This window comes from Aliivibrio thorii (assembly GCF_057368585.1).
Genome location: NZ_CM170654.1, coordinates 1,564,216 through 1,586,084, shown reverse-complemented (window position 1 = coordinate 1,586,084; position 21,869 = coordinate 1,564,216). Strand labels below are relative to the sequence as shown.

19 protein-coding genes and 1 tRNA gene are annotated in these 21,869 nt (G+C 36.5%); 15 read left to right on the top strand and 5 right to left on the bottom strand.

The features are described from left to right. Nucleotides 1-85 precede the first annotated feature (85 nt). A complete protein-coding gene (locus AC2IP4_RS07205) occupies nt 86-1,867 on the top strand; it encodes a M3 family oligoendopeptidase (RefSeq protein WP_375322369.1) in 1,782 nt (593 codons plus the stop codon). Nucleotides 1,868-1,992: 125 nt separating this feature from the next. On the opposite strand, the gene AC2IP4_RS07200 is transcribed toward AC2IP4_RS07205, so the two are convergent. Beyond that, entirely contained in the window at nt 1,993-2,475 is a 483-nt protein-coding gene (locus AC2IP4_RS07200) for a YajQ family cyclic di-GMP-binding protein (protein WP_045102132.1), read from the bottom strand. A 16-nt stretch (nt 2,476-2,491) separates the two neighbouring features. After that, the gene (locus tag AC2IP4_RS07195) at nt 2,492-3,544 is read right to left on the bottom strand and encodes a 3-deoxy-7-phosphoheptulonate synthase (RefSeq protein ID WP_105055566.1); all 1,053 of its coding nucleotides are present in this window, start codon (nt 3,542-3,544) and stop codon (nt 2,492-2,494) included. Between the two features lie 209 nt (nt 3,545-3,753). Between AC2IP4_RS07195 and AC2IP4_RS07190 the strand changes: the two genes are divergently transcribed. Next, nucleotides 3,754-4,638, top strand: a complete 885-nt coding sequence (locus AC2IP4_RS07190) for a putative PEP-binding protein (protein WP_375322370.1) — start codon at nt 3,754-3,756, stop codon at nt 4,636-4,638. 85 nt (nt 4,639-4,723) lie between these two features. Here AC2IP4_RS07190 and AC2IP4_RS07185 read toward each other — a convergent pair whose 3' ends face one another. After that, entirely contained in the window at nt 4,724-6,082 is a 1,359-nt protein-coding gene (locus tag AC2IP4_RS07185; protein ID WP_375322371.1) for a hypothetical protein, read from the bottom strand. Nucleotides 6,083-6,171: 89 nt separating this feature from the next. Here AC2IP4_RS07185 and AC2IP4_RS07180 point away from each other — a divergent pair, with 89 nt between their 5' ends. Next, complete coding sequence (locus AC2IP4_RS07180) at nt 6,172-7,020, top strand: CvfB family protein (RefSeq protein ID WP_061002298.1); 849 nt, start codon at nt 6,172-6,174, stop codon at nt 7,018-7,020. Nucleotides 7,021-7,167: 147 nt separating this feature from the next. Here the strand turns inward: AC2IP4_RS07180 and AC2IP4_RS07175 are convergent, their stop codons facing one another. Further along, nucleotides 7,168-8,721: a Cache 3/Cache 2 fusion domain-containing protein gene (locus tag AC2IP4_RS07175; protein WP_486310133.1), complete on the bottom strand. Its 1,554-nt coding sequence runs from the start codon at nt 8,719-8,721 to the stop codon at nt 7,168-7,170. A 198-nt stretch (nt 8,722-8,919) separates the two neighbouring features. Between AC2IP4_RS07175 and AC2IP4_RS07170 the strand changes: the two genes are divergently transcribed. From AC2IP4_RS07170 to AC2IP4_RS07135, 8 genes are all read left to right on the top strand, one after another. Beyond that, nucleotides 8,920-8,996, top strand: a tRNA-Val gene (locus AC2IP4_RS07170). A gap of 188 nt (nt 8,997-9,184) precedes the next feature. Continuing rightward, nucleotides 9,185-11,293 carry a peptidoglycan DD-metalloendopeptidase family protein gene (locus AC2IP4_RS07165; protein ID WP_486310132.1) on the top strand — a complete coding sequence of 703 codons (2,109 nt, stop codon included), beginning with the start codon at nt 9,185-9,187 and terminating at the stop codon, nt 11,291-11,293. Beyond that, nucleotides 11,286-11,774, top strand: a complete 489-nt coding sequence (locus tag AC2IP4_RS07160) for a hypothetical protein (RefSeq protein WP_486310131.1) — start codon at nt 11,286-11,288, stop codon at nt 11,772-11,774. Before AC2IP4_RS07165 ends, AC2IP4_RS07160 begins: the two co-directional genes overlap by 8 nt. Then, nucleotides 11,761-12,384: a hypothetical protein gene (locus AC2IP4_RS07155; RefSeq protein WP_486310130.1), complete on the top strand. Its 624-nt coding sequence runs from the start codon at nt 11,761-11,763 to the stop codon at nt 12,382-12,384. The genes AC2IP4_RS07160 and AC2IP4_RS07155 overlap by 14 nt, the downstream gene beginning before the upstream one ends. Before the next feature lie 35 nt (nt 12,385-12,419). Continuing rightward, complete coding sequence (locus AC2IP4_RS07150) at nt 12,420-13,052, top strand: hypothetical protein (protein ID WP_486310129.1); 633 nt, start codon at nt 12,420-12,422, stop codon at nt 13,050-13,052. 324 nt (nt 13,053-13,376) lie between these two features. Beyond that, entirely contained in the window at nt 13,377-13,781 is a 405-nt protein-coding gene (locus AC2IP4_RS07145) for a hypothetical protein (protein WP_130047305.1), read from the top strand. Next, nucleotides 13,771-14,343 carry a hypothetical protein gene (locus tag AC2IP4_RS07140; protein WP_486310128.1) on the top strand — a complete coding sequence of 191 codons (573 nt, stop codon included), beginning with the start codon at nt 13,771-13,773 and terminating at the stop codon, nt 14,341-14,343. The genes AC2IP4_RS07145 and AC2IP4_RS07140 overlap by 11 nt, the downstream gene beginning before the upstream one ends. A 97-nt stretch (nt 14,344-14,440) precedes the next feature. Further along, entirely contained in the window at nt 14,441-14,884 is a 444-nt protein-coding gene (locus tag AC2IP4_RS07135) for a hypothetical protein (RefSeq protein ID WP_486310127.1), read from the top strand. A 118-nt stretch (nt 14,885-15,002) separates the two neighbouring features. On the opposite strand, the gene AC2IP4_RS07130 is transcribed toward AC2IP4_RS07135, so the two are convergent. Continuing rightward, nucleotides 15,003-15,863, bottom strand: coding sequence for a helix-turn-helix transcriptional regulator (locus AC2IP4_RS07130; RefSeq protein WP_486310126.1), 861 nt, complete (start codon nt 15,861-15,863; stop codon nt 15,003-15,005). Between the two features lie 202 nt (nt 15,864-16,065). Between AC2IP4_RS07130 and AC2IP4_RS07125 the strand changes: the two genes are divergently transcribed. Genes AC2IP4_RS07125 through AC2IP4_RS07110 form a run of 4 tightly spaced genes read left to right on the top strand, consistent with a single transcriptional unit; the run spans nt 16,066 to nt 21,756 of the window. Beyond that, entirely contained in the window at nt 16,066-16,845 is a 780-nt protein-coding gene (locus AC2IP4_RS07125; RefSeq protein WP_486310125.1) for a Wadjet anti-phage system protein JetD domain-containing protein, read from the top strand. Between the two features lie 3 nt (nt 16,846-16,848). Next, nucleotides 16,849-19,788: a hypothetical protein gene (locus AC2IP4_RS07120; RefSeq protein WP_486310124.1), complete on the top strand. Its 2,940-nt coding sequence runs from the start codon at nt 16,849-16,851 to the stop codon at nt 19,786-19,788. After that, entirely contained in the window at nt 19,781-21,190 is a 1,410-nt protein-coding gene (locus AC2IP4_RS07115; RefSeq protein ID WP_486310123.1) for a hypothetical protein, read from the top strand. The genes AC2IP4_RS07120 and AC2IP4_RS07115 overlap by 8 nt, the downstream gene beginning before the upstream one ends. After that, a complete protein-coding gene (locus tag AC2IP4_RS07110; protein WP_130047384.1) occupies nt 21,190-21,756 on the top strand; it encodes a condensin complex protein MksE in 567 nt (188 codons plus the stop codon). Before AC2IP4_RS07115 ends, AC2IP4_RS07110 begins: the two co-directional genes overlap by 1 nt. Nucleotides 21,757-21,869: the final 113 nt, after the last annotated feature.

The following is a 21,869-nucleotide window of genomic DNA, read 5'->3' as shown; positions in this document are numbered from 1 at the left end:
GAATGATGAGATTAAGCTATTGAGTGCTTTACCACATAAACGTAATTGCTATGATGTGGAAAACAAAAATAAAAAGGACATAATCATGACAGTACCAAGTTGGGATCTTTCTATCGCTTTTCAATCACTTGATGATCCTAAATTAACCGAGACAATATCTCAAATTGAGCTGCGTATTGCGGCATTCTCAAGTTCTGATGCTAAGCTTGACGTACACCATCTACAACAAGCTGTTCTTGAAAAAGAATCTATCTCAGTTCAGTTAGCAACCGTGGCTAGTTATGGTAATTGCATCGCTTCTGTCGATGCATCAAACACTCAAGCAAAAGCATTAGTTAATCAGATGACAAAGTTATCTTCTGATTTATCACAAGCTTTTAGCCCATATTTAGATGCGATTGTGAATGCGTCAGAAGTACAATTTGAAGCAATACTGACACTTAATGATGATCTTGCTGCTCAGAGATTCTTATTAGAAGAAGAAAGAAAATTAATAGCAACACGATTAAGTGTGAAAGAAGAGCAACTCCTGTCTGCCATGAGTGTGGATGGAAAGAATGCATGGGGTCGTCTGTATGATAACATCACAGGCTCAATGAAAGTGACCCTGCAACTTCCTGACGACACAAATGAGACCATTGGGTTGTCTCAAGCAGCAAGTATCTTATATGGCAGTGATGCGCTTCGTAGAGAGCCTGCCTGGCGTGCAATACAGCTAGCAATGGCACAGAACAAAGAAAGTTTTTCGGCTATCTTAAATGCGCTAGCAGGCTGGAGATTAACAGAATATAAAAAACGTAGCGCTGTAAATAGCGTGCATTTTCTTGAACCGAGCTTACATGGCAGTCGCATTGAACAAGCCACACTTGATAGCATGATGTCGGTAGCGAAAAAGAATCGTGAAGTCGGCCAAAAAGCAGGGCGTTTAATGGCGAAAATGTTCTGCACTAAACAACTTACGCCTTGGGATCAATTAGCGTCAATGCCACCGCTTGTTGGTGAAGCATCAAATTACAGTTTCAATGAAGCAATAGAGATTATAAAAGATGCCTTTGCGGGAGTCTCACAAGAAATGGCTGATTTTGTTGGTTTAATGGTGGAAAACGGTTGGATAGATGCCGCACCACAAGAAACTAAACGTCTTGGCGCTTACTGTACAAAATTTGCTGATTCTCGAACGCCATTGGTCTTTATGACATGGGGTAATAGCATGTCAGATGTATTAACGCTTGCGCATGAACTAGGTCACGCTTTCCATAACTGGGTAATGCGAGACATGCCATTGTGTAAAACTAAATACCCAATGACATTGGCAGAAACAGCGTCGATCTTTGCTGAAAACGTAGTTCGTGATGCATTGATGGCGAAAGCAAAAACAAAAGAAGACAAAATAGAAATGCTATGGGAAGAACTGTCTTCGGCATTAGCGTTAACCATTAATATTCCAGTGCGATATGAGTTTGAAAAAGCATTTTATGAGCAACGCGCAAATAAAGAGTTAGGGTCAGAACAACTCTCCGACTTAATGAGTAAAACTTGGACTGAATGGTATGGAGACTCGATGTCAGAGCCAGACCCATTATTTTGGGCAAGTAAACTGCATTTTAGCATCCCAGAAGTGAGTTTTTATAATTACCCATATTTGTTTGGTTACTTATTCAGTATTGGTGTATACGCTCAGAGAGAAGCAAAAGGGGAATGCTTCTACAGTGATTACGTAAGTTTACTGCGTGATACAGGCTCTATGCGAGCTGAAGAGGTGGTTCAAAAGCACTTACAGATGGATTTAACCCAAGAAACATTTTGGCAGCAGAGCTTAGATAGAGTGAGCCAACAAATTGATGAATTTGAGCGATTAGTCAGCTAATTTTAAACTAGAGACTAACGAAAAATATAACCGAAAATAATAAAAAAGCGCCTCACTGTAGAGACGCTTTTTTTATATCTATCAAATAGTAATGTTTTTTAGAACATTACTATTTGAAAACTGGATTAGTCACGGAAATTTGTGAATTGGAAAGGTTGACCAAAGTCACCTTCACGTACAAGTGCCATTGCAGCTTGCAGATCATCACGATTCTTACCAGTAATACGAAGTTGTTCGCCTTGGATTGCAGCTTGAACTTTAATTTTTGATGCTTTGATTTCTTTTACTAATTTCTTAGCGATAAGCGTATCAACACCTTGTTTAAAGTCGATGTCTTGATAAAAGTTTTTACCAGAGTGAACTGCGTCTTTGATATCCATTGAACGAGCATCAACACCGCGTTTTGCAAGGTTACCACGTAAAATATCTACTAACTGAGATAGTTGGAAGTCATCTTCCGCTTTAATCTTGATGTTTTCGCCTTTTAATTCAAAGCTAGCATCAACACCACGAAAATCGAAACGAGTAGCTAATTCACGAGTAGCATTGTCTACCGCATTTTTTAGTTCAACATTATCAACTTCAGAAACGATATCAAAAGCAGGCATAGTTTTAATCCTTAAATTAACGAGATGTTTTAATTGTGTTTGATAGCATGTCTAACATAGCCACGGTATCTTCCCAACTTAGGCATGGATCAGTAATTGATTTACCGTAAGTCAGGTTATTTAAATCAGTCATTGGTTGATTGCCTTCAACGATGAAGCTTTCAGCCATAATACCAACCACTTTATTGCTGCCAGACTCGATTTGAGCACAAATATCTTTTGCTACATCAAGTTGGCGGCGATGCTGTTTTTCACAGTTTGCATGGCTAAAGTCGACGATCAGGTGAGGGGGTAAGCCCACATTTTCTAAACGTTGGCAAGCATCTGTCACTGAATCAATATCAAAGTTTGGCTTATCATTACCACCACGAAGGATGACATGACCAAACGGATTACCCGCAGTGCGATATACCGTCATGCGACCTTGTTTATCAGGCGAGTAGAAGAAATGAGATGCTTTAGCCGCACGGATAGCATCCATCGCTATTTGTGTGTTGCCATTTGTTCCGTTTTTAAAGCCAACAGGACAAGATAAAGCAGATGCCATTTCACGGTGAATTTGAGATTCAGTTGTACGAGCACCAATGGCACCCCACGTAATGAGATCTGAAATATATTGACCCGTGATCATATCTAAAAACTCAGTTGCCGTAGCTAAACCCAGTTTATTGATATCAAGCAAAAGTTTACGCGCTTTATGTAAACCAGCCTCAAGTGCATAGCTGCCATCTAAGTTAGGATCGGTAATTAATCCTTTCCAACCTACAATTGTGCGCGGTTTTTCGAAATAAGTACGCATAACGATGAAAAGTTCACCTTTATACTGTTCTTGAATATTGGCTAAGCGTTGTGCGTAATCCAATGCGGCAGCTGTATCATGTACAGAGCATGGACCAACAACGACTAAAAGACGTTTATCTTTGCCAGTTAAAATAGCTTCAACCTGTGCGCGAGAGTGCTCAATATGTTCAGCAACATCGTCGGTAATAGGGTGAGCAGTCGTGAGCTCAGCGGGTGTTGGCATTGGGCCTAAAGGCTGAGTACGAAGTTCATCTGTTTGAAATGGCATAGTTTCGCCTGTTAATTCTTTAATACACCCGAGTAAGATAACGGAAAATTCAAAGGGATGAAACCCAAAACTTAATAGAGATAAAGATGTGGGCGTATAAAGTAGCATTATTGTATCTTTTAGACTTGAGTTGTTGCTCATGTATATGTATGTTCAACATAAATAACATTTAATAATAAATCTAACTCAATGAGTTCATTGGAGTAAGCATGACAGATACTATTTTACCAACACTAACACGTATGGCGAGTTTACCTTCTTACCAATCTCAAACAGACTCAGAAGCCTCTTTGTATGTATCTATTGCAGGGTTGATTCAAGAGCATTTATTTTATCATCCAAAAGCCGTGATCAAAGCGCCTAAAATGAGTGATATCGAGGCGCAAAGTTTAGCAATTATCATTGAAGGTGCTGCAGATGGTAAAACACACTTTGTCGATACTTTAGCTAATGAGATTTTAGCGAATATTAAAGAATCAACAACAGAAGTGAAAATCTCCTTTTCTGATGCAGACAGTGCTGCATTTGCAGGCTTACTTGCTGGTCAATTAGAAATGAAAGAAGCGAACCCAATGATGGGCGTTCGTGGCGTAACGCGCTTTGCATCAGAGGCGAGCACAGAACAGTTTGCTCTAGAATGCGCAGTGATTAAAAAAGTAATGGCCGGAACATCGGCAAGTGTACAAATTGTAGTGCCATTTGTGCGTAACTTAAGTGATGCGGCAACCATCATTGATCGTTTAGCAATTCACGGTTTACCACGTGGTCTAAATGGGCTTAAAGTTCATTTTGTGTGTGATGTACCGGCAGCAGCATTGATGGCAGATAAATTACTTCAATACTTTGATGGTATGATCGTAAATGTAGATACGCTAACGCAGTTTACGTTGGGCGTAGATAAACAAAACGAAGCATTAGAACATCATTTTGATCCACAAAACGAAGCGGTTTTGCATCTTGTAGGGCAGGCTATTCAAGCGGCAAACAAAGCAAACAAACCAGTAGTTACAACGATTGATGAATTAGCTCAGAATCCAAGAATTCAAGAGCTATTAGAGCAATTAAGTGCGACAGATGTTGTAGTTACAGCGTAACGAAATTGAGTTGATATAAATACAAAAACGCCTTTAGGTTGTACTAACCTAAAAGCGTTTTTTTGGATATATAGTTAGTTAAGTTTTATTTACTATCAATTGAAATCTTCTCAATATCAATAATCTTTGAGCGGTTAACAATAATTTTCCAACGATGTAATTGAGTACTGTAATCATCCATGGTTTCACGCACAATTAAGTTAATTAAATGACGCTTCTCAACCGATTCTTTAGTGACTTGCCCATCATTTAATTGATAAATCTTTTGAGAACCTTTTTCCATTAAACGAGCAATAGGGCGGAGATCAATCAACATGGTTTCACGAGTCTGTTCATAACCACTCATAAACTTCGTGATCGCCATTTTCGTTTGGCTCTTATATGAGAGGATTATTTCTTCACGTTGCACTACACGATGTTTACGCAGCTTCTGAATATCTGAATCCAACTCAGAAAAGGTCATGTAATCAAGCCATTCTAGCTTTCTTCCTACATAGGTATTGGTTGTAGGATCAAGGTAACGTTTACGCCACTTAGGTTGACCTTTACGTATCCAACGCCACATTACATCACGTAAATCATCTTTAAAGACCTCACGCATGGCATAGATAAATGAGACAGCAAAGATAAAGGAAGCGGTAATTTCACCCAAGAACCCACGTGCTTGAATAACCATCAATGATACAAAGATCATAACAACCGCGGTTGCTCCGCCTTTTACGACTCTTTTAATGTGCTTACCGAGCGCTAACTTCTTTTCTTTAAGTACGATAGGGAATTCGATCAAACGACGTAATAAACGCATTTTATTCGACATTCGAGTCATGTCATCACGAGCTTTACCCGAGTTGTAACTTTTATCAAGGCGGTGAAGCGACTCCAATTCACAAATATCGATAAGACGTTCTTTAACCAGCTTATATTCTTCATTTCTTGGCATGTGAGCAAGCAAAGACAGAAAGCGCTGCTCTGTATACCAAGATAAGTAATTGTCTATATTAGCGTAATAGCGTTTTAACGTATCATCATAAGGTACGTTACGGCGTAACTTTCTAAGGATGTCAATGGCAAGATCAATCGCATCATCAACCTCTTGATGAGTGATTTCTTCACGGGATGTATCATTAAGTTGCTGTACCGCTTTTTCTAATGCTAGGGCATATTGATAAGCGTATAAACTCAAACTTAAACGATATTGTTCAGTAGACAGACGGCCACGTTGAGCAAGACGAGAGTGCACAAGAGGAAGGTGATTTTTATCACTGAAATACGTACGCTGGCTCTGAATGGAGTTGTAATAAAACTCAGATTCAGAAACCATGTCTTTGTTTAAACCAAGCTCACCTGGAATGAAAAGAAACATTTCCAGTTCGTGTTGCTTAGATTCTTCAACAATATGTGAGATCTTTAGTGATAAGCCATCTTTCTTACCAACTGTAATCACAGGAAATTCCTATAAAAATGGTAATTCATAAAGCAAGCATATCAGAGTTCAGGTATAATCGCCGAGTATTTTATTTAGGAATTGAAGTAATGATTAAAATTGGTCAAATCAACAAATTAGAAGTAACAAAAACTGTAGATTTTGGTGTCTTTTTAGATGGCGGAGATTATGGGTCTATTCTTCTTCCAAGTCGTTTTGTTCCAGAAGGCACAGCAGTCGGTGAAGCGCTTGATGTGTTTATTTATCTTGATTCAGAAAATGAAGTGGTAGCCTCTACAGAAACACCAAAAGCGCAAGTAGGTCAATTTGGCCTAATGAACGTTATTGGCACAAACAGCATTGGTGCATTTGTGGATTGGGGTATCGCTAAAAAAGACTTATTGGTTCCATTCAGTGAGCAACGTGGTCGCTTAAACGAAGGTCAATCAATTCTTGTTTATGTATACATTGATAAAGCGTCTAGCCGTATCGTAGGTACAACTCGTTTTAACAAATGGCTAGATAAGACTCCAGCAAATTACGAAAAAGGCCAACAAGTCGATATCTTAATTGCAGAACGTACTGATCTTGGTTACAAAGCCGTGATCAATGGCGAGCATTGGGGACTAATCTTCCATTCAGATGTATTTGGTAAACTATTTATTGGTAAGCAACTAAAAGCGTTTATTGCTGATATGCGTGAAGATGGAAAAATCTCACTGTCTCTACAGCGTCCAGGCGTAGCTCGTATGGATGATTTAAGTGAAAAAGTAATCGCGACCTTAGAGAAAAAAGACGGCTTTTTACCTCTAAGTGATAAATCATCTCCAGACGCAATCTTTGCTGAGTTTAGAACAAGTAAAGGCACGTTTAAAAAGACGATTGGTGGTTTATATAAAGCAGGCAAGATCACAATCGAAAAAGACGGCATTCACCTAGTGAGTACAGAGTCGAAATAAAATTGCCCTAAAAAAATAGCCCGTAACGATAGTCGTTATGGGCTTAGGGAAATGGTTCGATGAGCCTTGCCTAATAAATGGAGAACATTACTTTATTGAGCGTAGTACAGCGTTACCAGTTTTCCCTTCCTATTTCTATTTTACTTCTTATAGATCTTGATAATGAGTGATTTTATCTCGCCCTGTATCTTTTGAATGGCGCAGAGCTTTATCTGCTTGTTCTATCACGTCATCCAATAATATGTTTGGCTTACTTATTGTAGTGATGCCTGCACTTAATGTAATCGTCTCATTTAACGTGTTGTATTTATTGATTTGTTGACGCACTTTTTCAGTAAACTCAATAACCCGTTTAGGGCGGTTCTCAGAGATAAAGAGAATAAACGCCTCGCCATCGTATCGTGCCGCTAAGACATTTGGGTATTGAGAAATCGCTTTACCTACAATAGTAATAATTTTATCTCCAACAATTTGCCCATAAGTATCATTTATATGCTTAAAGAAATCGATATCTAACAGAGTGATAGAGTAAGACGAAAAAACGGTAGGGTGGTGTTGCTCACTAATTAATGGTGTGACCATATTGTGAAAAGCGTGGCGGTTAAGCAACCCTGTTAAATAATCACGGTTAAGTACGTGAGTTAATTTTTTATGGCGCTGATTAAGCAATATCAACAAGATACCAATAATAGAAACCAAGCTAAAAAGAAGCCCAGATAAGCTGTATAACAATGTGTTTGTTGGTCGGTTCAATTCATCTCTAGAAATACCAGAGACAATCGCCCAATCAAGATAAGGGTAATAGATATAAAGCACGTCTTTTTGGTATGTGTTGCCATCCAAGGTTATTTGATAGCTATAATCTTCGATATTTGCAGCATGTGCTGTTGTTTCAGACATTCCGTTAACTAAGTTCATTTGTAAGCTATAGCGGTTAGCTGATTGTTGAATTTTATGAAGTAAACCATCGGCACTTTCACCAATTAAACTGCGTATATTCTCACCTTCATAACTAGGGTGAAGAATTAACTCTCCCGTTAGGTTTATAACATACACATAGCCAGTATCACCGTATTGATATTTGTTGAGTTTATCTTTAAGGATCGTTTTATTAATGAAGTGTAATAACTCGTCTTTATAAGCGCTTGCCGACACAATAAAATCAAGCTCTTCTACATAAATAGAATACGCCAGTTTTTTACGTGGTTTCTCTTCATTAGGGTTCATCCATAAGTATTCAACAAAGTGATCATCATTATCAATTTGTTCTTGAATGTGACGATACTCACTGACGTTACGGCCTTGGAAGATAGGGTGATACTCTAGTTTTCCTTTAGAGTTCAATATATAGGAATAGCCAGTATCCCCAATTTTATTAGAGTTTATATAATCTTGAATTAGTGCTGTTTTTTGTACAGAGGTCAATGACGTAGATTTTTGAATCTGAGTAATAAACTTAGCAGAAGAGACCACAATGCCTCTTAAATATCGTTTTATCGATTCGTTTAATGCGGTATCGACAATGTCATAACTAGCTTCAATAGAGTTATTGAATGCTTGAAATGATGAAGTTCGTATTGTTTTCTCAACAGATTGAAAACTTTGAATACTAAAAGTAAGCGAGATAGCCGCAATGCCAACAAGCAACAAAACTAAAATAGATGGTAAGAATTGAAAATGATGAAAGCGAGATTGTGGCATGAAATAAATCCTTTTAACGGTATGTGCGATTCTATTTTAAAAGGGGCTTGCAATCAAGTTGTTCTGATTTTGTTCAGTTTGAATATTAAATAGACAAACGATTGATAATCATAAAAAAAGACTTGCAGAGTAAAAAGGAACTCGATATTATCTATCTCGTTCTCAAGGAGAAGTTAATTACTTTCCTGTTAACGATTTGCCCGCTTAGCTCAGTTGGTTAGAGTACTTGCATGACATGCAAGGTGTCACTGGTTCGAGTCCAGTAGCGGGCACCACATTATACAAAAGAGCCCACCTAGTGTGGGCTTTTTTGTGCCTGTAATTCCTACTATGCCTATTCTATTTAAATTTGCATCACTTCCTGTGAGATGGTAATCACACTTGTTCTTTTTTGGTAAATCTGCCTATTCATTCAGTAAAAATGCACTTGAATTCTACGTTATTATTTTAAACGTTTTTTGTAATGATGAGACTTAAGATGAAAGCGTGGGATGAAAAAATAGGTGATTTTGTAGAGCTAGATGCTGTGGGAGAAGAAATAACCAAACCAAAAGCCAAATACATAAATGCCTTTTATAAACCGGTTGAAGATGGGTTTCTTACGCCAGAACAGAAGGTAGAAAAAGAACAACCCCATAATGAACCTGTAGCAGAAAAAAGCACCCCCGCTGCAGCTTATGAATACAATATTGAAATTGCGTGTGCGCAAGAAGATATCGTGACTTATCAGATAGGTGCCTTTTCACTAGGGAAAACGGACGATGAAGCCGTCATCAGTTCGTGGAAGAAATCCGCATCGCAAACCGGGTTTACCTTATTAACGGCTTCCGTCATGGTTAATGAGCCTAAAGCGCTTTATCGAGAGTTTTTTCAATCAAGTGGTAGTGCACTTGCCTTCCAAGACGTTAATCCAGTTAAAAAAGGATCAGGGACGCATACCGAATCTTTTGTTCCTATCAAAACCGCTGTTCAAGTAGGTGAACAACTTGGTTGGCCAACTACAGGATTCTATTACCATTTTATTGGGGATAAATTAGCACATGAATATCAAATTGTAGGTAATGACGCGTCTACTTTTTTCGCAACTCTATCAAGTGCAGAGCAATTAAGCTCATCGCTTTTATCTGATCATCAATACAATTTCATCCTTCTTCCTTGGAAAGTAAATAAAGCGCCAGTGACAAGGCAGCATTTATTGTATTTACCACAAAAAATGACGCAAGAAGAGTTTGATGACTTAAACGCAACATGGTTAGACGAAAACGCCTGTCTATTAGATGTAGAAACCATTGTTAAATCAAAAAATGAAAGCGCACTAGCTCGTGAAAAAACAGAGGGCGACGAAGTAACCTATGTAATTCAGCCCAATGATTCATTATCAAAAATCGCCCACCAGCAAGGAACAACGCTTGAAAGCCTTGTTGAATTAAATCCTCAATACAAAGGAAAAGAAGGGCAAATAGAGATAGGCGACACCCTTGTTATTGAATCGAATAAAGATGAATCAACCCACATTCCCGCGCATATTGTTGTTTTAAATGGAGATGGCAATAGAGAAACGTGGGATGAAATAGCCAAGCAACATTGCATGGCACCTAAAGAACTACTTACTTTAAATTCGATGTTTGAAGATAACCCATCAGCGTTAAAAGTGGGTGATGAATTATGTATAAACGCCCCTCAACAGGCTCAAGATAAAGCGCAAAGAGTAACCTTGCCGCCCATTGTGTTAACGCATATAGGGCAAGTATCAAGCTTTGTGAACAGCTTTAGTTCTATGAGTAAAAGACTATTAAACGCCTTTGTGGTGGCAGCATTAAGTGATAAAAATATTCCAGCTAATACACCTATTGTGAATGTAGGGAAATTAGAAATAGAAAGACATTGGTGTGATCCAATTAAAAACCCGATGAGTACAAATCATTATCAAAATGGAGGAGAATGCGGTTACTGGGGATTATTTGGTGAAGATATGCGACGTGAAGTTAATCGTCCGCATCGTGGATTAGACCTCTTTGCTGAAATTGGAACGGATGTTTATGCTTGTGTTGATGCAGTTATTCAACATGTTCGTTTTTCAAGTTCTAATGGTAATCTTATTGTTTTGAAAATTGATGAAAAAGAGTTTGTTCAACGGATATGGAACGAAAGATTAGAGTATAAAGTGCATTCTTTACCTAATAGGACAGAAGATGTAGAAGGAAAAGATGTTAATGTACAAGAAAATGGTTTACGTTTTGCTTACATGCATTTAGATTCAATAGAAATAAATCCAGAAACAGGCTTAGTTTTTAAAGCTGGAGATAAAGTGCAAAAAGGGCAGATAATTGCAAAATCGGGAGTTTCTGGGATAAAAACAGGAACCAAAGCGCCTCATCTTCACTTTGAAGTATCTAGTGAGCATGAGTACGGGAATTCTAATACCAAAATTAATCCAGGTTTTTTTGTTGATTTTAAGTATATTGAACAGCAATCAGTTAGTAATAAAGATAAACAATCAGTTGTAGCTAAAACTAATCATAAAAGTTATAAGGGAATAAGTTCCTTTAAATGGAGTGGAGATATTGGATAATATGAAATATAACAAAGTGTTTTATTGGTTGTTATTTGCCTTAATAAGTTCTAATACTTATGCACAAGATGAAAACTATCAATTTACGTATCAGTGTGTTGATTCGAACATTGGGAATGAAAATAAGCAAGATTGGCCAAGCCAAGATGACGACGATGATGGATATGATGGCATTGTAAATTTAAGCATTGAAAATAATGAAATATCTATTGTCCATAATGATCTTTTCATTACTAGAAAAGAAATATCTAACAGTAATGTGTCAATTTCAAGCTCTGGACGTTTTAAGGTTTTAGCTTCAGAAGGTCGTTACTATTCATTTTCTTTAGATAAAAAAGCATCGATTTATTTTGTTAATTTAGAGAATGTAGGTAACGAAGGAAGAGGTTTAATTTGCAAGAAGGGAATTTCAGAAAATAAAGCTCATGAAGTAGAAAGTTATATTCGAAGCAAGTTAGATAAAGAAGATGAAAAAGAATGATAAAGTGTGTAGGTGTTTTTTTGTTATGTGTTTCTTATCTTTATTTGTTGGAAATGCAATAGCATCTGCAAATTTAGAGCTTACAAGCATCAAAGAGCATAATTTAATTCAACTCCCAAATAAAAAAATGACACCTGATTACGGCGAGTATTATGGTTATGCTGATTTATTTTATATACCGACGGGAGAATCGATCTATTCATCGTCAAAATATAAAATTGAAATGAATATAAATGGAAATTTAGTTCAGTTAAATGAAGGCAGTTTAGATGATAGTGGCGGTGTTATCTCTGTATCTCGATACCCTATGTATGGTAAAAAAAATGAAGAAGTCGTTTTAATTAGTTTGGTTGATTTAATGCGTGAAATACCAAACGAGATACACACTGTATATATCTATAAGAAAAATAATTTGGAGTACTTAGGTCAGTTTAGTAATGATGTGGCTACCTTTGAAGAGTATAACGCCTTGGTAGAAAATAGCACATTACCTAAAGAAGCTGTAGATTACTTATCAGATTTAACGGTTATAGATGAGGGGAATAAAATCACTATTTATAGCCAATCTAAATACGGTAAATCTAGTAGTGTAAGTTCTTTTGATTTATGAGTTATTTTAAGCTCGTAACAAATAAAAGGAACGTTATGAAAAAAGTAATATTAGCTACTCTTATGCTATTTTGTTTAACACAAAATGTTAATGCAAGTCAACAATTGGAATATCGTTGCTTGGTTGATTACACACAAGAGATAATGAATGAACAAGCTTATTACATTCAAAAGAAATCCTATAAAACAGACTATGATTTCAATGAGTTAGGTGTTGGTGTGGCATCAGGTAATGATCCTTATTACCCAGAACGTTTCTTTCATTTAGGTGAGTCTTTAGTTCGAGATTATAAATTAACAGTAAATGGTTCAAATTTAACGCTTAAAAGTAATGATAAAGTTTTAATAACAACGGATTTAAATAATCTTGGGGAAAATATTCAGATAAGTTCCCGCATACAATCTTACACTCCTTCTTATTTATTAGTGGATTTTTATTTTTATAATGCAGATACAATGAAGAATGAAGTAAATTTACAAATAAATTTTGATGATAGAAAAATTGTCGATGAATTAGTTTCTAGAACTTGGGGATTTAAAGGGAAATATGATTATTATTTAGATTGCCAAAATGAAATCGAAAAAACGACTTTTAAGGAGTATCAACAACATTGGATATCTCTTTATGAAGCGATAAGTAAACAGAAAGCTGAGTATACAAAAAATTAGCTATGGAAAACGTAAAGCTCGTATCAAAAGATACGAGCTTAACTATTATTCTAAATTAATCACATATTTCTAAATTACCATGAATCATGATATTTATTGTTCATATCCTTGTTAAAAAAATGAGTATGACAAATTAGCTAAAAGTATTGTTTTCTCAAAAAGAGCTATAGATTATTTGTCAGATCTAACAGTTATAGATAAAAGGGACAAAATCACTATTTATAGTCAATCTAAATATAGTAAAGCGCATAGTGTAAATTCTTTTGATTTATGAGTCCTTTAAAGACCGTTTCAAAAAAGAGTAGAGGTAGAAGCAGCATCTTAATGTTTAAATATCTAATTAATGTATTTGTGCTTTTAGCCTCTTTTGGTTGTAAGGCGAATTTACCTGAACCAACCGTGTTACTTAAATGCAACTTAGAGAGTGGGTCTTCTTTACTTGCTCAGTATGATGATTCGAAATTTGTAATTTACAAAGGCGAAGAGTCATATATAACAAAAAGAGAAGATGTTTTATATAACGATACTTTTAGATTTCAAAGTGAATATACGATAGTTAAGTTAGATAATCATATGGGTTTGTTTAAAAGTTTTGATGCTACCTTTAGTAATGATATTGAGTATGGTTTTATAAATTCATTAGGTAAAGTTGATGCTTGTAAAGATGTTATTAGTGAAAGTTTTTTTAACTCAGTAAAAGATTTTAAGCGTGATAATAGTGGGATTTAATAAATTATATTTTAAATTTTCTTTGTCGCAAGCTCGCATTTTGTTAATCTTACTTTTAGTATCATGCTCGGCTTTTTCTTATGAGACGAGTATTGATAATGTAAAGTTTGAACAAGGAATAATCTTACTTTCTTTTTCTGATGGTAAAATTCAGCAATTAGAGTCAGAGGTTGAGCCTGATTTTCTTGATTACAAATACACTTTATTAGATGTGAATTTTGATGGTATAGAAGATCTGATTGTTACGGAACAAAATGGACGTAATAGTTTATCTATGGTTTATACATATAATCAGCATTTAGCGCAGGTTAATGAACACATTTATTTTGAAATAACAGGCTTAAGGGTTAATTCAGATAAGAGGTATATTTGTGGAATCAATCAGTTAAGCAGAGAAAATACTCAATTAGTTTATAAGTATTCAGAAAGTAAGTCCGACGTATTTAATTTTAATTATGTGTCAAATAAAGGGTATTCACTTATTCATAATGACAAAAAAGAGATTGATGAGAAAACGTTTAGTCAAATGCTAGATCAATGTGTTATGAATAAAAGTGTTTAGAGTTAGGTATTGTGGGTAAATCATCTATTTACTCGACTTCATGAGTATATCTGTATTAAGCAAAAATAGTTAAAAATACGGAGATGAAAACGAATAAATGAAATATTTAAAAACACTATTATTGCTCGCTGTCTTTTTTCACTATTCAGTTAATGCGAATCCATTAGAGCAACAAATTAGTATAGGGAAGTATGCATCTGTTTTGCTTTCCTTAGATAATTACAATGATGATGGAGAGTCTGTTTGCGAGCTTAAAATTGTTACAGAAGAGAAAACATCAACGAAATATATGTTTGATGCATGTGCTAACTTAAATGTTAAAAAGTTGAATGACAAATTATTCAAATTACAAGTGAACAATGATCGTGGGAATCGTAAAAAAATTGTTTTCATAAATTCGAAGCTTATCGTTTTGGGTGTTCTTGCGGGGGATCTATCTAGTGAAGATCTTGATGTTTTAGAAAATAATTTTAATAACAAAGTTTGTTTTGTCGATATTGAACCATCAGATTTGAAGTTACTGGAAAAATTTGTACTTTAAACGATAGTGAGGTTTGAGTTTAACTATCAGAAACCGCTCACCAGAGCGGTTTTTTATATTTAATAGATTGTAATATTGTCGTGTCGATAATTAATTGTTTTAGGTCTTTATCACCGATTTAGAAGACTAAATATGGTCTCAATTCCTCAAGGTTCCCTAAGATAATCTGCTGTCCTTTGGGGTTCGAGTCTAATACATTGATATCAATATTATATGTGTCTAAAACATAGCGTACTAAAGCAGCGTTAGTCGTTATGTGCAGGTTTCCATTTCCCATACCGTAATCATTAGCAATGATCGCAGCTTGAGCTTCAGTTAATCTAGGGTCTGGCATCAATTCGATATAAAGCTGAGTGTTCCAAGCTTTATCTGCATCTTTTTCCATTACTATTTTATCGTTGATATCAGGAATGCCTCGAATACGGCTAAGAACAAAATCTCTGTAGCCTTTGGAGTGTTCACAATAAGCACGAACATGCCAGCGCAAAGGAGTACAAACGAGCGTATGTGGAGAAATAATTCGTTCAACTTCCTCGCCATCTCTTAATGATGTGTAGCTTATATCGACACGTTTTTTATCTCGAATAGCTTGAACTAGCGGACGTAAAATGTCCGGTGAGATATTACGTGTTACGGGGCGGACCATTGTCGTATTTTCAAAGCCCATATTAAGTTCATCAAAAGTTACCATCATATCTTCAGTGCGAGATAAAATATGTAAGTACTCGTCTGCATGACCTCGTGTAAGCTGAGGAGTAAAGCTCTCACTGGGTTTATAACCTTTTAAATGTTTGTCGTAAATTAGGTTATCAGGTGCGATATTTGCTAAATAACTGTTTATATCTTTTGATGCTTGTTGGCGACCAATACCAAAGCTTTGGATTAGATGATTGGTAGTCAACCTTCCTTCCCATAACGTAATAATCTCAATCATTCTGTATCGAAAAAGAAGATCCCACCGAATTGGCCATTTGGTCATAGTTTATTTCCTGCCTAGTTATGCTACGTGTATATGTAATCAGTATTTACCTGTCGTTAATGGCGTCATATTATTGTGAGTGCAAATGGTAGTCAATAGGTCGATGGATACCTTCTTTAATTAATCGACTTAGTTCGCAATACCCATAAGGGTTTTATGAAATAATTAACAGTATCTACATGATTAAATTGGATTTGATGAAATGAAGCTTAATCAATACCTCACTAAAATTTCACAAGAAAGAACGATAAATTTAGATCGGTTTATCGACTGCTTGCCTCATTCTGATGTTAATGAGTGGCGTAAAATATACAGTGCTACGCGTGTCCGTAGTGGTCATAACTTGACCATACTTGATGAAAAGCGGCATAACGCGCTTTTTGAGCCAGAACTAAGTAATAGAGTTAGTGCATCTCATGTTGGGCGTTCGCATGATTTTTCGAGCAGTTTCGCGCATATGCTCGTTTTGAACCATATCACTAAATCTCAGATTCCGTTTGTTGTTGTATCTAACCTTGAAGGTTACAAGACAGAAGGAAAGCTTATTGGAAAAAAAGCTGTTCTTATTGAAAATATTGAGAATTTTTATCGTTATCGGGAATTTTTAGAGTTCATTGGTCACTCTTCGATGATAGATAGTTGTGATATTATTTTTGGTTCAGGTAATCAAATATGCCATCACCTGAATCACACCTTTCTTTCCAGCTATGACGACATCTATTGTGCTCAAGACATAGATCTAGGTGGTTTAACAATATACAAAACGCTCAAAGCATCTCTTCCTCAGAGCAATTGGCTAGCGCCTAGTGACTGGGAAGTTTTCAGAAATAAATTTAAGCTTAAACCCAAAAATAGTACCAATCTTGAGAAAGCCATACAGCTCGCTCGTGATTTTGAGTTGAACACAGAAGCGGATCTCATGAATCAAACGCGTTCTTTCTTAGAGCAAGAAGCTCTACTACCAGAATTATCACAGGACTAACTCATGTTTAATAAAGCAATAGATAACCTTTTGATCAGTATATCTCGCCTCGTTACTGTAGATTCTGCGGGTGTTGCCATCGCAGAAATTGATTTGCGTGAAGGTGGAATTCTGATAGGTGGTGGAAATATCGGTAAAACCTCAATCCTTAATGCAATAAGATTATTTTTATTGCCGGAAGAAAACTTTAAAGATTCGGCAAAGAAATTTGGGTTTTCAGACAAAGAAGGCAAATTTTATACTAACGATGAGAGCTTCGAGCACTACTTCCCAAGCAGTACAAGCTTTCTGATTTTAGAGTGTGACAATTACTTGGGTGGTCCTTTACCTCATTGCCAGATCCTATATAGAGGCAATTCTGATAAGTTGGATTATCGCCGAATGTTTACCTCATTGCGTTATGAGCAGATTCGACATCTTTTTTGGGATGCAAACGCTGGAGAGGATGGAATTGGTGGACGAGTAGAAGATTTAAGTCCAACAAAAGTTCAAGCCTTCCTCAAACAAGAAGATAAACATTTTAAGACACTTATGCGTTCGGCGGCAATTAAAGAGGTGATTTACGCAAATCAACTGCTAAATATTGATGCAATGCGCTTTTGCCTCTTCCCACTCAGTACGACGAGCGATGCTGATGTTGATGCTTTTCGTGCATTAGTTCGTTTGCTGTTTGATATGAAAACCGGTTCTGACACAGTACGATTAGCCATTGCTAATATTATTGAGTCGCAGAAAAAAGAGCGTAAAGATGAACTCAACTTTGATATTGATGCTTTTATTGCGCATAACGAATCACTGACGCGTCGTGAAGAGCTGCTAAAAAATATCGATAATTTAAGGCCAGAGTTTGAAGCACTGTCTGACAGTCATCAACAGTTAATGAAAAATAGAAACGCTGAAGATGAGTTAATGCAATATGCCATGATGGTGCAAAACCGAATAGGTAATGAAAACCAAGCCTTAGATTTAGAAAAGACTCAACTAGAACTGATAGAAGTTAAAACGCGATCTGCTAATAAAAATTGCAGTGATATAACTGATAAACAGAAGAAATTAGAAGGGGAGAAGAAAGTACTATTTCGTCAGCATAAAAAACTCGATGAAATTGTGCAGAAGACTCAACTACTAATAAACCAATATGATGAATCAGAAACAATAGAGTCAATAATTTCGGGTCATCGAGATCATCAATCGGACAAAGAAGAAGAACTCGCATTAAAGCAGGATGCTGAAAAACGACAGAAAGAATTGGATGAACTTGAAGAAGAGATTAAAAAGTTTGAAGAAATGGAACGTCGCTTTCAATCTTCAGTAAATAAGCAGGAATTTAAGTTATTTAATCAATTACCTAAATTTATTTGGGAGAAGGTAGCTGCAGTAAACTCGGAAGTGGCAGAGGCTAACCCTGAAAGAGAACTCACCTCATCAGAGAAACATGCGATAGAGTCTTTTACTGATTTAATTGAGGTTAATGACTTAGGTTATGAGCTATTCGGTGTAAAACTGGATGCGATTTCTGTCGATGGTCGAGAGTCAGATCAAGTTAAGCTAGATAAAACTCGAGCCGCTCTTGAAAAGAGCCGTAAACGTGCAGCAGAGATTAGTGCAATAGGTAATGAAAGTCGCCTTGAGCGGATTAGAGCTATTAATGTGCTTGAGGCAGAAATTAATCGAACTCAGGTCGAAATTGATCTGCTATTGGCTTTCAATAGTAATACACAGCAGCTTCATAGTGTAACTGAAGAGCTTGAGCGAGCAAAAATCAAAGAGCAGAGACTTGAAGAGCAACTTGAAAGTCAGAAAGTAGTATTAGCGCAAGAAAGAGAAGCATCTGAATCGCAAAAAATCAAAGTAGATCAAATTAAATTAGACCTAGAGACACTAGGTAATTATCACGTTCGGGTTAAGGCAGAGCTTGAAGCCAATGCTTTACCTACTATCGACTTTTCTGTATTGCCAGATCATACAGTAGAACTAAATGAAGAGAACTTACAACATCGTATAAAAGCCCTACAAAATAAACGACAATCGAAAAATGAAATTGTTGAAAAAGTTCAAGGTTTTGTGCGAAATCAGGTGCTTGAGAACGATGATAAATTGATGTCTGCTCATATTGAGGATGATCTACTAGAACACGCCTTCCAACAACTTCAGTTGCGTTATCGTGGCTTAGATGAAGAGTTCGATATTCTTCGTAAAAACTTTGTTGAGCATAAGCATTCAGTTCACGCCATTATTAATGAATTAAAAAATAATCGTGAAATGGTGCGCCAGTTTGAACAGAGTATTAACCGATCTTTTAAGGGTGTTGCTATCAATGATTTAGCAGAGGTCGAAGCAAATATAAAAGTCGAAGCAAGGTTCAGTGATTTAGTTAGTGAAATAGAGCATTTAGATACGCATTCAGACCAAAAAGCATCAGATCAATTTATTGAACGCCTTAAAGCCTTTAGTAAAAAGTTTTTCCCAGATGGCAAAGCAGCGCTGTTGACGATGGAGCAGATTGTTTCTGGTATTGCTTATCGAGTGAAAAAGCAAGGACAGACAGGCTGGGAGAGTAAGTCACAATCCACCTCCACAATAATGCTCATCAATATCAAGTTGGTTGAAATTCTCCTTGGTAGATTAAGAAACAGTGCGTGTACAACTCAGTTTCCTTTAATTATTGACGAAGGCGCTTCCGTTGATAGCTCACAGTTTGATTGGTTATTGCCTAATATGAAACAAGCTGGGTTTAGAGTATTAAGTGCATCGACCAATTCAGCATCCAGTGAGATCATCTTTAAATTCGGACAACACTTCCGATTAGACGCGATGCGTACTGCAACTCCTTATAGCGCAGCGCGAACCATCGTTTTTACGGGGATGCCTGACAGTTTTATTACAGAAGGAAGTGCATTGGATAGAGAACAACTTGATATGTTTGGGGATGAAGATGAGTGATCAACGGCTTCTAACTATTCCGACTTTTTCTATTATGCTTGAACATCACACTATCATGCGTGACATCATTCGTGAAATGGATGAAAAGAGTGAGCCTTATGTACGTGAAGCAACCTTTATTTCTCGGTTACATCGCTATATTCAAGGACAAAACAAAGATAAACAGAAACAGCTGCGTACGGCTTTTTCGACAGATAACTTGCTTGAAGCCCACATTTTGGTTGATAAAGATGAATTTGGTGGTGAAAGTCGACTGATCTTTGATCGTTCCGTGATTGGTGTGTTTCGGCTATTTGATCGCAGCCTATTTCAGGATTTGACCGATGTAGCATTGAAAATTCAACTCGGAGGAATACGTTTATTATTAGCTAAACTTCAGTCGAATACTTTGTTGTTTAGCGATAGTGATCTTGATTTTAAAGAATTGATAGATGAACTGTTTCATCGTTTGAGTGAGTTATTAAATAGCATCCGTTTGAACTTAGTTAAAATGCAGATGATTAACCAAGAGTTGAGTGAAGCGAGTGAATTAGCCGCTAAATCAGATAATCCGCAGGTTTTCTCGGTGTTACAACGAGAATCTATTGAAAAAATCTCGCTACTTTTGTCTAGGCATATTTTACCAACTCGACAGTTTCTTGATGAAAAAAGTCGATTGAAAGATGGTCTTAACTTATTTGAATGTCTGCAAAGTTTGCGTAGCCAGTTTGATCACCATCAAGATCATCAACGTTCAACTGCAATGTTGAGATATGAGGTGAGCTTTAACAGTTTTCATTCACAAATAAGTAAGGTATCTCAGTCGGTTGATCAGTTTTTGGCTCGATCAAAAAAACGCCTTAAACAGTTTAATGCGATTGAAACGGCATTTAGTGATCTAGTCAAAGAAGTAGATGCGACAAGGCATAACCTCAAGCGTAGCCAGATTGATGGGCAATTTGCACGTGATAACGGTGCATTCCTTGGGTTAATGCAACAGGCAAGGCCAAAAGTACTGCGTATTAGCAGTTCTGAAGCTTATCTTAATAACGTAGTCAGTGATATAGAAGCAAGAGTAGCTGATCAAGGTTTGCTAGAAAAGAATCGTTATGTTGATTTAATGAGCTCTAAAGATGATTCTACTGAGCGAAGACTAGAACGAGCAGAATGTATATACAATTTGGTCAAGCAAATGAAAATGACAGAATATCAAGATTTAACACTCGCGCTGCAACGGAGGTTGAAAGGTAACTTACCTGATTATCATTTTATTGATTTGCTAGAAGGGCTAAATTTTCTGATGCGTAGCAATGAAATGCTTGATGGTCATGCAGTAAAAGTAACTAATTTCCGTAATCGTATAGTTCAAGGCGATACTGCGTATTTATATCGTAAAATTCGAACAGAGAGAGTGACACAATGATGACAGCTTTTTCCCAAATAAGTATGGCTAAAAGCCAACAGATTTACTCAACCTTTGTAAACGGGAAGGTGATTACTAAACAAGCTTATGAGCTTTATCAGCAGACCTTTATAGAAAGTACTCTCTATACTGAGTTGTACAATAATCTTGACCATTTTACCCAGCTCTATCTACATATTGGTTACAATCTGAATTTTAACGTTGAAGGGGAGTTTTTCTATATCAGCCGTAGTGAGGCAGAAGAAGACGCAGATACCAACGCCACCAAGATCCAGGCAATATTATTGATTATTGCCCGCTATTGGGTGGATAAAGGTTTTGACCTAGACGATCTCACCACTCCGGTGATTGGATTAGGGCGCTCTGCACTAGAAGAGATTGCAGAACAAACTATTTATGATGATATTCGACAGGCGCTTGGAATCGAAACGTGGGATAAGGCGCTAAACTATCTTGCTGATCGAAACTTTCTCTATCCTTGTGGTGATAAACATTATGTTTTAAGTTCAGCCGGAATGCATTTTTTGAATTTACATGTGGAGAAATACTCACAAGAGCAAGAGTAAACGATTCACACTATTGCAATTACAAGCTTGATTAATGACTGTTAGTTAACTCTATGAATTAACTAACAGTATTAAAAGTAATATTATGATAACTTAGTGGTATTAACCGTTGG